Source organism: Moritella sp. (assembly GCF_013215705.1).
GTDB lineage: Bacteria > Pseudomonadota > Gammaproteobacteria > Enterobacterales > Moritellaceae > Moritella.
Genome location: NZ_JABSQR010000009.1, coordinates 97,429 through 112,008 on the forward strand (window position 1 = coordinate 97,429; position 14,580 = coordinate 112,008).

Annotated in this window: 14 protein-coding genes; 8 read left to right on the forward strand and 6 right to left on the reverse strand. The window is 42.1% G+C overall.

The annotated features are described in order from the left end of the window. Entirely contained in the window at positions 1–564 is a 564-nt protein-coding gene (ampD, locus tag HRT96_RS07405; protein WP_293154422.1) for a 1,6-anhydro-N-acetylmuramyl-L-alanine amidase AmpD, read from the reverse strand. A 242-nt stretch (positions 565–806) separates the two neighbouring features. Between ampD and HRT96_RS07410 the strand changes: the two genes are divergently transcribed. The 8 genes from HRT96_RS07410 (at position 807) to yacG (ending at position 7,902) form a co-directional block, all read left to right on the forward strand. After that, a complete protein-coding gene (locus HRT96_RS07410) occupies positions 807–1,313 on the forward strand; it encodes a retropepsin-like aspartic protease (RefSeq protein WP_293154425.1) in 507 nt (168 codons plus the stop codon). Between the two features lie 24 nt (positions 1,314–1,337). Further along, on the forward strand, positions 1,338–2,180 hold the full coding sequence (gene nadC, locus HRT96_RS07415; protein ID WP_293154428.1) for a carboxylating nicotinate-nucleotide diphosphorylase: 843 nt from the start codon (positions 1,338–1,340) through the stop codon (positions 2,178–2,180). A 388-nt stretch (positions 2,181–2,568) separates the two neighbouring features. Continuing rightward, positions 2,569–2,982 carry a prepilin-type N-terminal cleavage/methylation domain-containing protein gene (locus tag HRT96_RS07420; protein ID WP_293154431.1) on the forward strand — a complete coding sequence of 138 codons (414 nt, stop codon included), beginning with the start codon at positions 2,569–2,571 and terminating at the stop codon, positions 2,980–2,982. 13 nt (positions 2,983–2,995) lie between these two features. After that, entirely contained in the window at positions 2,996–4,699 is a 1,704-nt protein-coding gene (gene pilB / locus HRT96_RS07425) for a type IV-A pilus assembly ATPase PilB (protein WP_293154434.1), read from the forward strand. 72 nt (positions 4,700–4,771) lie between these two features. After that, the gene (locus tag HRT96_RS07430; RefSeq protein WP_293154437.1) at positions 4,772–6,028 is read left to right on the forward strand and encodes a type II secretion system F family protein; all 1,257 of its coding nucleotides are present in this window, start codon (positions 4,772–4,774) and stop codon (positions 6,026–6,028) included. A 130-nt stretch (positions 6,029–6,158) separates the two neighbouring features. Beyond that, positions 6,159–7,046, forward strand: coding sequence for an A24 family peptidase (locus HRT96_RS07435; protein WP_293154440.1), 888 nt, complete (start codon positions 6,159–6,161; stop codon positions 7,044–7,046). A 30-nt stretch (positions 7,047–7,076) separates the two neighbouring features. After that, entirely contained in the window at positions 7,077–7,682 is a 606-nt protein-coding gene (gene coaE, locus HRT96_RS07440) for a dephospho-CoA kinase (protein WP_293154443.1), read from the forward strand. 28 nt (positions 7,683–7,710) lie between these two features. Next, positions 7,711–7,902 carry a DNA gyrase inhibitor YacG gene (gene yacG, locus HRT96_RS07445; RefSeq protein ID WP_232286559.1) on the forward strand — a complete coding sequence of 64 codons (192 nt, stop codon included), beginning with the start codon at positions 7,711–7,713 and terminating at the stop codon, positions 7,900–7,902. A 22-nt stretch (positions 7,903–7,924) separates the two neighbouring features. Here yacG and mutT read toward each other — a convergent pair whose 3' ends face one another. The 5 genes from mutT to ftsZ all read right to left on the reverse strand — a co-directional run bounded on the left by mutT (position 7,925) and on the right by ftsZ (position 14,562). Then, positions 7,925–8,317, reverse strand: coding sequence for an 8-oxo-dGTP diphosphatase MutT (gene mutT, locus HRT96_RS07450; protein ID WP_293154446.1), 393 nt, complete (start codon positions 8,315–8,317; stop codon positions 7,925–7,927). A 153-nt stretch (positions 8,318–8,470) separates the two neighbouring features. Further along, positions 8,471–11,188: a preprotein translocase subunit SecA gene (gene secA / locus HRT96_RS07455; RefSeq protein WP_293154449.1), complete on the reverse strand. Its 2,718-nt coding sequence runs from the start codon at positions 11,186–11,188 to the stop codon at positions 8,471–8,473. A 46-nt stretch (positions 11,189–11,234) separates the two neighbouring features. Next, positions 11,235–12,149: a M23 family metallopeptidase gene (locus HRT96_RS07460; RefSeq protein WP_293154452.1), complete on the reverse strand. Its 915-nt coding sequence runs from the start codon at positions 12,147–12,149 to the stop codon at positions 11,235–11,237. Between the two features lie 126 nt (positions 12,150–12,275). Next, complete coding sequence (gene lpxC, locus HRT96_RS07465) at positions 12,276–13,199, reverse strand: UDP-3-O-acyl-N-acetylglucosamine deacetylase (protein WP_293154455.1); 924 nt, start codon at positions 13,197–13,199, stop codon at positions 12,276–12,278. A 169-nt stretch (positions 13,200–13,368) separates the two neighbouring features. After that, a complete protein-coding gene (gene ftsZ, locus HRT96_RS07470) occupies positions 13,369–14,562 on the reverse strand; it encodes a cell division protein FtsZ (RefSeq protein WP_293129426.1) in 1,194 nt (397 codons plus the stop codon). Positions 14,563–14,580 lie beyond the last annotated feature (18 nt).

Consider the following 14,580-nt stretch of genomic DNA (forward strand, 5'->3'; position numbering starts at 1 on the left):
TTAATTGTCCTTCCGATCTAAGCACGAAAAATAATGTGACCAGTCGAAATGGGGTCCCGGATCATCTTTGCGAACAGGAGCTATATCACTGTGACCGGTAATACGCTCTCGGGTAATTAAAGGGTAACGTTGCTGGATGTCCGCAGTAACAGTCGCTAAGCATTGATACTGCATGGATGTATATGCATGATTAACATCCCCTTCCAGTTCGATACCAATAGAAAAGTCATTACAACGAGATTGACCAGCAAATTCTGACAGTCCAGCATGCCAGGCGCGTTTAGCCAAAGGCACAAACTGGAGCAGTTGACCGCCACGTTTAATGTATATATGTGCAGATACCCGCACCGAGGTTAACTGCTGAAAATAAGGGTGCAGACTGCAATCGAGTTTACCCATAAAAAAATCTTCGACATAGTCAGCCCCATATTGCTCAGGTGGTAAACTGATACAATGGATCACTAATAAATCAATATCAGCGTCCGTCGGACGATCATCAAAATGTGGCGATGCCAAAAACTGTGCATTTGCCAATAAATCTGACCTTGATTGTCTATTTATCACGGTATTTATACCTTCTGACTATAATCGAGTTTGATGCTGTGCAAGACTTCCACTCACCATTGCTTCATTTTACAATGATATCGTTAGCAATAACATAGTTCCGTCCGTAAAATACAAAACGAAGCCAGTAAAATATAGCCCTGAGTCGGTAAAATGCCAAGCCAATAAATTAGCACCCTTTATCCTCAAGCTAATTCAAGACGTTATATCAGAGATTGGCAGGAATAGTATGGAGAAAGACAATGGATGGAAATCAAAAAATCGCCAAAGCCATGACTTACATCGCCTGGATCAGTGGGTTAATTGTCATGTCCTTATTCTTTAATGATTATTTATCGAAACAAGAAAATCCAAATACCCGGCCTGAAAGTTATCGACAAAATGGCAATGCCGTGGTTATTTTGCAACAAAATCGCGTCGGACACTATGTTACTAATGGTTATATAAACGGTTATCAGGTAAAATTTTTACTCGATACCGGCGCAACACAGGTGTCGATACCAGCAAGTATCGCCGCCAAAATTGGCCTCAAGGCTGGTTATAGTCAATCAGTGAATACTGCCAATGGTGTGATCGACGTTTTTTCAACACGCCTCGATAATTTAGCCATTGGTGAACTGATCTTCTACGACCTGAGTGCGAATATCAATCCCTACATGCAAGGTGATACTATTCTGCTTGGTATGAATGCATTAAAACAAGTTAAATTAGTCCAGCAAGGCAAAACCCTCACCTTAAGTGAGTATTAGTTTTTAATCGACCTAGGAATTATTATGTTACAACAAGAAATACGCCGCGCAGTAAGCACTGCATTAGCAGAAGACCTTGGTGGTCTAAGTGTGGCTGACGGTGATATCACTGCAAACTTAATCGCAGCAGAGACACAAGCTAAAGCCAAAGTGATCAGTCGTGAACAAGCGGTATTTTGTGGTAAAGCCTGGGTTGATGAAGTATTCCACCAGCTTGGTGATACGGTAACAGTTACTTGGTTAGTGGCCGACGGTGATCTGGTTGCAGCAGACCAAACGCTATTCACGCTAGCAGGCCCTGCCCGTACATTATTAACCGGTGAGCGTAATGCATTGAACTTTGTGCAAACATTATCAGGCGTTGCCACCTTAACCAAAGAATATGTAGACCAACTGGCAGGTACGCAATGCCAGTTACTCGATACCCGTAAAACCATTCCAGGTTTACGTTTTGCACAGAAATACGCCGTCACTTGTGGTGGCGGTAAAAACCACCGTATCGGTCTGTTCGATGCTTACCTGATCAAAGAAAACCACATCATGGCGTGTGGTGGCATTGAAAACGCCATTGCCAAGGCAAAACAGCTACAACCAGGCAAACCTGTTGAAGTTGAAACCGAAAGTCTAGCAGAGCTGCAACAAGCATTAGATGCGGGCGCCGATATCGTGATGTTAGATAACTTTGATATTCCGATGATGCGTGCGGCGGTTGAACTAAACCAAGGTAAAGCAAAATTAGAAGTATCAGGTAATGTCACCATTGCGACGCTTGCAAGCTTTGCCGCAACCGGTGTTGATTTTATCTCGGTAGGCGCACTAACAAAACACGTGCAGGCAACCGACCTGTCGATGCGTTTTATTAAATAGCCGTTATTACATAATAATCACTAAATAATAGAATTAATAACAAAGTTCCAGTTAAACCTCTAAGCACTATCCCATTGGGTAGTGCTTTTTTATTTTCTAGTACTGCACGTCGAATAAAATTAATCACTGCATAATAACCCTCATTTTAGTTATTCATCTATAAATAGCGTTCAAATTACTTAATTTCGACTCCAAACCCCTTAGTACAAGATAATTATATATCAACAAATCAATGGGTTATTTCGAAACATTGTCTTATAACTTGACCTTGATCGTTAAATTTATGTATACATAATGTTAAATAAGGGTTTAAATAAATTAACTCATCGGATATCTCATACCATTTGATGACTAAAGGACTATTCGCTAATTTATAAGGATATAAAAAATGAAGAAACAACAACAAGGTTTTACGTTAATTGAATTGATGATCGTCGTCGCGATCGTGGCTATTTTGGCGGGCGTGGGTATGCCTGCTTATCAAAATTATACAAAAAAAGCACAATTCTCAGAAGTTATTGGTGCAACAGCCGCTTATAAAACCGGCGTTGAAATATGTCTAAATTTAGCGGCAAAAACAACTTGTGATGCAGGAAATAATTCAATACCAACGGCAGTAAGCGGAGCATCCAATACCGCGATTGTTAAAACTGTTGATGTAGTTGATGGAGTTATTACAGCTACAACAGGAACGACTAGCGTATTTGCTGCCGCTGAGACTTATATTTTAACACCCGGTTCTAGCGCGGGATTAATAAGCTGGACGGTATCTGGTACTTGTACTGGTAAAGATTTGTGCTAATTAGACAAATATAATGCCACACCAGCATAATGCTAGCGGCCTGGCACATAGCCTGGTCGCTCATTCATACTTCGCTGTAGAAGAGATCCCACAACTTCTGCAAAGCGCCAAACAGGAGGGTAAAGCCTTCACGACTTATATCGTCGACAATAACATCATCGACAGTCAAGTATTAGCGCAATTACTAGAACGTGAATACGGCGTGCCGCTGCTCGATTTAGATACCTTTAATCTCGAAGAAATTCCCGATAATCTGCTCAATGAAAAACTCATTGACAAACACCATGCGCTGCCTATCTACGTGCAGGGGCAAACCTTATATCTGGCGATGTCAGATCCCACTAATGTTACCGCATTAGAAGAATTTGCTTTTAGCTTCAGTCTGCATACCGAAGTATTACTGGTTGATGAGCTACAATTACAGAAAGCCTTAGAGAGAGTACTCGAAAGTGATATTGATGCGCTAGGCGATCTGAACGATGCCGACATCGGTGACTTGGAAGTGGATAATAGCGAGTCACGTTTAGAGCAAGAAAGTAAAGATAGCGCTGATGACGCGCCAATCGTTAAATTTGTGAATAAAATTCTACTCGATGCGATTAAAAAAGGCGCTTCTGATATTCATTTCGAACCGTATGAGTTTAAATATCGCGTGCGTTTTCGTATTGACGGTATCTTACATGAAATGGTATCGCCACCGGTTAACTTAGCCATGCGCTTTTCTGCGCGTTTGAAAGTCATGGCCAAATTAGATATTGCCGAGCGCAGGGTGCCACAAGATGGCCGGATCAAACTAAAATTATCCAAGAATAAGTCCATTGATCTACGTGTCAGTACCCTACCCACCATGTGGGGTGAAAAAGTGGTGATGCGGATCTTAGATTCTAACCAAGCCAGTCTCAATATTGATATACTCGGTTATGACGAAAAACAGAAAGCGCTCTATCTTAAAGCACTAACCAAGCCGCAAGGCATGATCCTGGTCACCGGACCAACAGGTAGTGGTAAAACCGTGTCTTTGTACAGCGGGTTAAATATTCTTAATACCGTGGAACGTAACATATCCACAGCCGAGGATCCTATCGAGATCAATCTCAGCGGCATTAATCAGGTGCAGATCAACCTCAAAGCAGGACTTACTTTTCCCGTCGCATTACGTTCATTCTTGCGTCAAGATCCAGATGTGGTGATGGTCGGTGAGATCCGCGATATAGAAACGGCAGAGATTGCCATCAAAGCCGCGCAAACCGGTCACTTAGTGTTATCGACATTGCATACCAACTCCGCCGCAGAAACCCTGACCCGTTTATCCAATATGGGGGTGCCGGCTTATAATATTGGTTCATCCGTCAGTTTGATCATCGCCCAGCGTCTTGGTCGTCGGCTTTGTAATGCATGTAAACAACCAGAAGACATTCCGGTAACGGAATTAGCCAAACTTGGTTTCGCCCTAGACCAAATTAACCAGGGGATCACCCCATTTAAAGCCGTTGGTTGTAACCAGTGCACCAAGGGATATAAAGGTCGTGTGGGGATCTACGAAGTCATGCCCATGTCTGATAAGATCTCACGGATGATCTTAACCGGCAGCAACTCCATGGAACTCCACGATCAAGCTCAGCAGGAAGGCATGGATACCTTACGCCAATCCGCATTACAAAAAGTGATCGACGGTGTCACCAGTTTGCTTGAGGTTGAACGTATCACCAGTCATTAACAGACAATACTAACGAAGTAGAACTCTATTTAACAAGGATCTTATCGTCCACCATTCGCTAAGGATAGCACCATGGTCGCAGTAACCAAAACAACCAATACTCGTCGCAAACCATCAGCAGTAAAAAAACGCTATCCGTATCACTGGCAAGGCGTTAATCGTAAAGGTAAAAAAGTAAGTGGTGAAATACAAGCGGAGAGTATTAGTAACCTTAAAGTTGAACTTCGCCGTCAGGGTATCAATGTTTTAAAAGCCAAGCGCAAATCAACGGGTTTGTTCTCTGTAGGCATAAAAAAAATTAAAGCGATGGACATTGCCCTCATATCACGACAAATTGCCACCATGCTGAATGCCGGTGTGCCCTTAGTGCAAAGTTTAGAAATTATAGCCCGCAGTAATGACAACCCCGCCATGCGGTCGCTAATCGGCGAGGTGGCAGCAGAAGTCTCTACCGGTACATCGCTTTCTGATACCTTGCGCAAGCATCCCATTTATTTTGATGATTTGTATTGTGATTTGATCAGCGCAGGCGAACAATCAGGTTCATTGGACACTATGTATGATCGTATCGCCACCTATAAAGAAAAGGCCGAAGCACTCAAATCTAAGATTAAAAAAGCCATGCTTTACCCGGCGATGGTCGTCGCAGTTGCAACTATCGTCACGCTTATTTTATTGCTGTATGTGATACCGCAGTTCAAAGACATCTTCGCTGGTTTTGGCGCAGAACTGCCGCCTTTCACCTTGTTTGTGCTGTCGATTTCTGACTTTGTCAGTCAATTTTGGTATTTAGTGATTGGCATATTATTTGGGATACCGATTATTTACCTTAAAGCGAATCAACGCTCAATAAAAGTCAAACATATCACCGAACGCACTATCCTCAAGATCCCTGCAATTGGACCAATTATGCATAAAGGCGCGTTGGCACGTTTCGCCAGAACGCTATCAACCACATTTGCAGCCGGTATTCCACTGGTAGACTCGCTAACCTCGGCGGCAGGCGCATCGGGCAATATTGTTTATAAAAATGCGGTAATGGAAATGCGTAATGAAGTGATCGCCGGATTACCAATGCACATCGCCATGCGCTCAACCAATTTATTCCCTGACATGGTGACGCAAATGGTGATGATCGGTGAAGAGTCTGGGTCACTCGATGATATGTTAGCCAAAGTTGCGCATATTTATGAGCAACAAGTTGATGATGCCGTCGATGGCTTAACCAGTTTAATCGAACCCATGATCATGGTGGTACTGGGTGTCATCATTGGCGGTCTGGTGATTGCGATGTATTTACCTATCTTTAAAATGGGTAGCATCATGTAAGCTTTAACAGCTTTTCTGTAGTGGGTTTGCTATCATCTTATTTCAGTTAACATTTATCCATACCCAAGCGACTTCAAAATGCACAATCAGTAACTTGGGTATATCAATTTAATTCGTACAGGTAATTTTAATGCAAGACTTAGCGCTTCTTTTTCAACTCACCCCTTGGCTATTATGGTTATCCGTTGCCCTTCTCGGTCTGTTAGTCGGTAGTTTCTTAAATGTGGTGATTTACCGCTTACCCATCATGATGGAGCGCGAGTGGAAACAAGAGTGCACGGTTTATTTTAGTGATGAATGCAAAACCGCTGAAACAAGATCTGAAACCACTAAATTTAACTTATTGTTACCCCGCTCTGCTTGCCCTAAATGTGATCATCAAATTACGGCATTAGAAAATATCCCCGTAATCAGCTGGCTAGTATTAAGGGGGAAATGTAGCAATTGTGCCAATCCTATTTCAGCACGTTATCCAAGCATTGAGCTATTAACCGGGTTATTATCACTCGTGGTCGCCGTGTATATCCCGTACGGCATTCAATTAGCCGGGGCACTCATCTTAACCTGGACCTTAGTCGCACTGACCTTTATCGACATTGATAAAATGTTATTACCCGATCAAATAACGCTACCATTATTGTGGTTAGGTCTATTTCTTAACGTTAATTATGCTTGGGTAACACCATCCGATGCCATCATCGGCGCTATCGTTGGTTACTTATCACTGTGGTCTGTGTATTGGGGTTTCAAATTACTCACCGGCAAAGAAGGCATGGGTTATGGGGATTTCAAACTCTTAGCTGCGTTTGGTGCTTGGTTCGGCTGGCAATCAATTTTAGCCATTGTGCTGTTATCTTCTTTTGCAGGTGCCATTATTGGTATTACCCAAATAGCATTAAAAAAACATACTAAAGGCAACCCTATTCCATTTGGTCCTTATCTGGCCATTGCGGGTTGGTTATACCTTATCTGGGGCGACCAATTAGTTGATTTTTATTTAATTAACTTTGTTTATTAACACTCTATTAAACTTGTTAAGGTAAGCGCTATGTATGTTGTTGGATTAACAGGTGGGATCGCATCAGGTAAAACCACGGTCGCCGATCTTATTGCAGCTCAAGGTATTAATTTAGTCGATGCTGATATTGTCGCCAGAGAAGTGGTGGCAATAGACAGTGATGGATTAAAACAGATAAGCGCGCATTTTGGTGAACAGATATTGCAAGATGACGGCAGCTTAAATCGCGCGTTATTACGTGAAAAAATATTTTCAAATGATGTTAATAAACAGTGGTTAAATAATTTATTACACCCGATGATACGTGCTGAATTATTAGCCCAATTAGCCGCCAGTAATTCTCCTTATACCTTGTTAGTGGTGCCATTGTTAGTTGAGAACAAGCTCACCACCCTATGCGATCATGTACTGGTTGTTGATGTCGAAGAACAAGTACAGATAACACGGACTATCGCCCGCGATAACGTCTCTGTAGAACAAGTCGAGGCGATATTACAATCACAAGCAACGCGTGAACAACGCCTTGCTGCTGCAGACTCAGTGGTGGTCAATAATGACCGTCAACAGCTTACGAGCGATGTTGCCGTTTTACATCAGAAATTTCTTGAGTTAGCAACGGCAGGCATGGCAGACTAGCCACTTTCAAGTACAGTTTATTTAGGAAATAATCATGCAAGTAAATTGCCCAACCTGTCAAAAGCCTGTTGAATGGGTTGCCACTAGCGAATTCCGCCCGTTTTGTTGTGAACGCTGCAAACTGATTGATCTTGGCGAATGGGCAAGTGGAGAACGCGCCATCCCAGGTGAAGAAGTATCACCACAAGAATTACAGCCTAAAGGTTACGAGTTCGATTAAGTCGTGGCCTTACCGTAATGGCTCAAGAAAACTGAGCCATTAACATCTCAACAATCACTTGATTCGCCGCAGGAAAATTGTAATCGTCTAATTCACTCATATTTACCCAAGCCGTTTGTTGCCCTTCAAGTCCCCTGCCAACACCGTCAAACTTATCGACCAGATAGAAATCTAATTGCACGATTTTGTCGCCATAATCAAATTCTAACTGATGAAATGCCTGCGCATTGATCACATCAAGGTCAACTTCTTCTTTCAGCTCTCTGGTTAACGCCTCAAGCACAGATTCGCCAGACTCTACCTTACCACCCGGAAACTCCCATTTATCACCTTGGTGCTGCGCTGAGCTACGTTTACTGATAAAGACTTGCTGATCACGAACGATAATACCGGCAGCAACATGAACGACTTTCATTATGAGTTCTCTTATTGGATAGTTGTATTAAATTAAATTAAATTTAATTAACAAAAAGCGCTAAAACATTACTGTTTTAGCGCTTTCGATTTTAACTTTAACCTCTATTAGCTAGCGCCAATAATGACGATGACTGATAGCGAGTTATCGTTATTACTTTAATTTACCGTGACACTGTTTAAACTTAGCACCAGAACCACAAGGACAAGGATCATTACGACCGACTTTCTGACCTTGACGCACAAATGTTTCTGCTTCAGCCGTTGCCGATTTATCTGCTAGCTGATTTTCAGCTGTTGCGTGACTCATGTTCTGTGGTAATGACTCGCCACGGCGACGGTGTGCTTCCACGGCGTCTACGTCTTCCGGCGCTTGCACTTGCACTTTAGAAACCACACCAACCACATCTGATTTCAAGTTTTCTAACATTTCAGTAAACAGTTCAAACGACTCACGCTTGTATTCTTGTTTCGGGTTTTTCTGGGCATAACCACGTAAATGGATACCTTGACGTAAATGGTCCATTGCCGCTAAATGCTCTTTCCATAAACCATCAAGTGTTTGTAACATCACTGCTTTTTCAAACTGACGGATCACTTGTGCACCCACAGCATCTTCTTTGGCTACGTAAGCTTCATTAGCCGCCGTCATGATACGTTCACGGATCTTTTCTTCGTATAACTTAGTATCGTCATCGAGCCACTGTTGAATAGGTAACTCCAGCATGAAATCAGCACGTAAACGTTGTTCTAGACCTGAGATATCCCACATTTCATGCAATGATTGTGGTGGAATGTAAGCATCCATTACCGCATTGATCACGTCTTCACGGATCGCGACCATGGTTTCGCTGATGTCTTCCGCTTCCATTAATTCGTTACGTTGCTCATAAACCACTTTACGTTGGTCATTGGCTACGTCATCAAATTCAAGTAACGATTTACGAATATCAAAGTTACGCCCTTCAACTTTACGTTGTGCGTTTTCGATCGCGCGCGTTACCCACTTATGCTCAATCGCTTCGCCTTCTTCCATACCCAGTTTCTTCATCATGCCAGTAATACGGTCTGATGTGAAAATACGCATGAGCGGATCAGTCATCGATAAGTAAAAACGTGTTGAACCGGCATCACCTTGACGACCAGAACGACCACGTAACTGGTTATCAATACGGCGTGATTCATGACGTTCGGTGCCGATAATGTGTAAACCACCGGCCACAAGAACTGCATCGTGACGAACTTGCCATTTGGCTTTAATATGCTCAATTTGTGCTGCGGTTGGATTCTTCAGCGCATCAATTTCGGTTTGCCAGTTACCACCCAACACAATATCAGTACCACGACCGGCCATATTGGTTGCAATAGTCACAGCGCCTGAACGACCCGCATCGGCAACAATTTCAGCTTCACGTTCGTGGAACTTGGCGTTCAATACGTTATGTTTGATCTTGTCTTTTTTCAGTAGATTAGAAAGTAGTTCAGAGCTCTCAATTGATACTGTACCCACAAGCACTGGTTGCTGTCTTGCTACACAATCTTTGATATCTTCAATGATCGCAACATGCTTCTCAGCAGCGGTCAGATAAACCAGATCACCAAAATCTTTACGCGTCATTGGTTTATTGGTTGGCACTACCACTGTTTCGAGGTTATAGATAGATTGGAATTCGAAGGCTTCAGTATCTGCGGTACCTGTCATACCTGACAATTTCTCATACATACGGAAGTAATTCTGGAATGTAATCGATGCTAATGTTTGGTTTTCATTTTGAATCTTCACACCTTCACGCGCTTCTACCGCTTGGTGTAGACCTTCAGACCAACGACGACCCGGCATAGTACGACCCGTGTGTTCATCGACAATAACAATCTCGCCTTCATCACTCACGATATAATCCACGTCTTTTTCAAACAACGTATGCGCACGTAATGCCGCATTGATGTGGTGTAGTAATGAAATATTCGCCGCAGAGAATAAATTGTCCTCTTCGCTTAATAAGCCACGCTCTTTAAGCATTTCTTCAACTGTGATTTGACCATTTTCAGTCAGTAATACTTGCTTGTTTTTTTCATCGACCGTGAAGTGACCATCACCAGTATATTCTTCGGTATCTTCTTTTTCTTGCTGTTCTAGCAATGGAATAATGGTATTGATCTTAGTGTATAGCTCAGAGCTATCGTCAGCAGGACCAGAAATAATAAGCGGGGTACGAGCTTCATCGATTAAGATGGAATCCACTTCATCGATTACTGCATAGTATAACGGACGCATAACACGCTGTTGCGGTTCAAACGCCATATTGTCACGCAGGTAATCAAAACCAAATTCATTATTGGTACCGTAAGTAACATCGGCAGCATAAGCGTCACGTTTGGCCATGTTATCCATGCCAGAAACGTTTAAACCAACGGTTAACCCTAAAAATTCAAATAGTTCACGATTCCATTCCGCATCACGTGCAGCAAGGTAATCATTCACGGTAATAATATGTACGCCTTTACCTGTTAAGGCATTTAAATAGGCTGGTAATGTTGCGGTGAGAGTTTTACCTTCACCGGTACGCATTTCGGCAATCTGGTTATTATTTAAAACCATACCACCCAGTAACTGTACGTCGAAGTGGCGCATGCCAAATACACGTTTAGAGCCTTCCCGAACAACCGCGAATGCTTCAGCTAAAATGCTATCAAGTGACTCACCAGCAGCTAAACGTTGTTGAAAGTCAACTGTTTTTGCTTTTAGTTCTGCATCTGATAATGCTTCGAAATCTGCTTCTAATTGATTAACTTGTTGTACAACTTTGTGCAATTTTTTTAAAATGCGGTCATTGCGGCTACCGACTATTTTTGTAATTATATTAGTTAACATTTTATGACCAAAAGTTATTGTGAATCTATTTGAAATTTAAAGCATTTTAGCGATAAACATAGCGTTTAGGATCGACTTGTCGTCCCGATTTTAGCACTTCGTAGTGCACATGAGGTCCAGTAGATCGTCCTGAACTCCCCATAATAGCAATAGTTTGCCCTTTACCAACCACATCACCTTCTGTTACCAGCAATTCTTTAGAGTGGCCATAACGTGACGACAAACCATTCCCGTGGTTAATTTCGATTAATAAGCCATAACCCGAACGTTTTCCAGACCAGGTAACAACACCAGCGCCAGTAGCAATAATGTCCATGCCATTATCACCTGCAAAATCAATGCCTTTGTGCATAGTAGCACGCCCTGTGAAAGGGTCTTTACGCACCCCATAAGGAGATGATAACCAAGAACCACGTTGAATAACTGGGCGTCCAGATAATACCGCCTCATCAGTTATATTGTGATTCAATAGCATAGTTTCAAGTAGTGACAGCTGATGTGTGCGATTATTTACTTCCAATGACAGTAAATCCATCTCTTCAAGCAAGGTTTGTAAATCAACAGCATAGCTTGAATCAGCATCAATCGGACCGCCAATTGCAGCTTTTCCTATAAAATCAAATTCACCACGCGTTAAGTTAGCATTCTTAGCCAACTCATCACTCAGTAAACTCAAACGGTTAACTTCAGCTTGCAGCATGCCAACTTTACTCGCAAACACCGCAATTTTCAAATCAGTTTCTTGACGTAAAGACAGAACTTGCTCGGCTTGTTGCTGATATTTTTGCTGTGCTTTGGCAATCTTAAGTTGAATGGCTTGAGAAGAGTAGTTTGAATAGAGAAACCAAGAAGACGCGATCGACAAAGCAATAACAGCAATGAATGCAAATATTAACAAGTAGAGATTAAATAATTTAGAATAGGTATGTTTACTATTCGAGTAAGTAACTGTAACGCTCATAATCTTTTATTAACTAATGAATTTATAACACTAAATATAAACAATTTGGTGTTAAAATTCTATCTGTATTTATCTCGAACCTGATTAACTCATGTCAGTTCGAGATACAACACAGGTTTGGTTAGATTATAACGCCAGTTCTAAATTTGGTTCTAACCAACGAATTGGCGAATCTTGCGTTTCATCAACAGTGGTGAATTCCCACGCTTCTTGATTTGCAAGTAATGCTCTTAACAATAAATTATTCATGCCATGGCCAGTTTTGAATGCTCTAAACTCACCTAAGATTGAATGGCCTGATAAGTACAGATCACCGACAGCATCAAGTACTTTATGCTTCACAAACTCATCGTCATAACGTAATCCGTCATCATTAAGAATACGGAATTCATCAATCACAATGGCATTATCTAAGCTACCGCCGAGTGCCAAATTCTGTGATTGTAAGTATTCAATATCTTTCATGAAACCAAAAGTACGTGCACGACTAATTTCTTGATGGAACCAATCACCTGAAAATTCTGCGCGAATATGCTGGTTTAGGCCTTCAAATACTGGATGATCAAACTCAATCCGTAAATCCATGATAAAACCATGGTTCGACGGTAAAAATTCAGCCCATTTATCGCCATCTTCAACGCGGATCGGTTGTTTGATTTTAATAAATTGCTTCGCACAGTTAAGTTCTTCAATTCCCGCACTTTGCAGTAAGAAAATAAAAGGACTAGCACTGCCATCCATAATTGGAATTTCAGCTGCGTCTACTTCAATAACAATATTATCAATGCCTAGACCCGCTAATGCTGCATTAATATGTTCGACGGTAGAAATACGGTGACCATCTTCGCTAATGAGACAAGTACACAACATGGTATCTTTGACCATCTCTGCTGATGCTTTAAAATCAACAACCGGATCGAGATCGATACGACGATAAATAATACCCGTATTGGCTGCTGCTGGACGAAGATTTAGGGTAACCTTGTTGCCAGAATGCAGACCGATGCCGGTGCCACGTACCGCTTGTTTTAATGTTCTTTGTTTAATCATTAATGTCACCCTATTTAAATCCCACACTCCAGCGCGAGGCCGAGCAATTTACCACAGCCCTACTGGAAATGCAAAACCACCAATCCACACACAGCTTACATAATTCAGTCTTTAGGCTAAAAATAATCCGTAAGACTGAATCATATTCTAGCGACAATACAATAAAGTATTAGTCTGCTTGGCGACGTAAGAACGCGGGAATATCAAGATAGTCCGGTTCACTTTTGGTTACCGTGTTGGTATTACTTTCACCAACCGCAACTTGCTGTGCAACATTTTTCACATCAACTTGGTTATCGGCTGGTACGACTGTCGCTTTAGCTGTTTCTTCAACTTTCGTTGGTTCAACGTTGGCTTCTTCAACTTTCTTCACTGGTGTTGGCACTAAGGTAATATCAGGTTTATTTTCCGCACCGATACCCGTAACAACCACAGTTACACGTAGTTCATCGGTCATTTCAGGGTCAATGACCGCACCCACAACAACGATTGCATTATCAGATGCAAAGGCTTTAATTGAGTTACCAACAGTTTCGAATTCTTCGATGTTGATATCTAAACCCGCTGTAATGTTAACCAGAATACCGCGTGCACCCGCTAAATCGACATCGTCAAGTAATGGGCTTGAAATTGCCGCTTCAGCCGCTTCTTCAGCGCGATCTTCTCCAGAAGCCACACCCGTACCCATCATCGCGGTGCCCATTTCGCTCATTACGGTACGCACATCGGCGAAATCCACGTTGATAAGACCTGGACGGGTAATTAACTCGGCAATACCTTGCACAGCACCAAGTAATACATTATTTGCGGCTTTAAAGGCGTCTAATAAACTCACACCACGACCCAATACTTTCAGTAGTTTGTCGTTAGGAATTGTAATTAAAGAATCAACATGTTCACTTAATGCATCAATACCCGCTTGTGCGTAATTAAGACGACGTTTACCTTCAAACGAAAAAGGTTTAGTCACAACAGCGACGGTTAAAATGCCTAATTCTTTAGCAATTTCGGCAACCACAGGCGCAGCACCAGTACCAGTACCACCACCCATACCGGCGGCAATAAAGATCATATCAGAGCCTTGTAGGTGCTCACGGATTGTATCGCGATCTTCCATTGCAGACTCACGACCTACCTGAGGGTTTGCACCCGCACCTAAGCCTTTCGTTATTGTGTTACCGATTTGAATAACAGTTCCAGCGGCTGAATTACGTAATGCTTGCGCATCCGTATTAATCACAATAAATTCAACACCTTCAATTGTCTCATTGACCATATGATCAACAGCATTACCGCCGCCACCACCAACACCAATGACTTTAATGACAGCTTCATCGTGACTATCATCTAGTAGTTCAAACATGGTAATTCTCCAAAATCT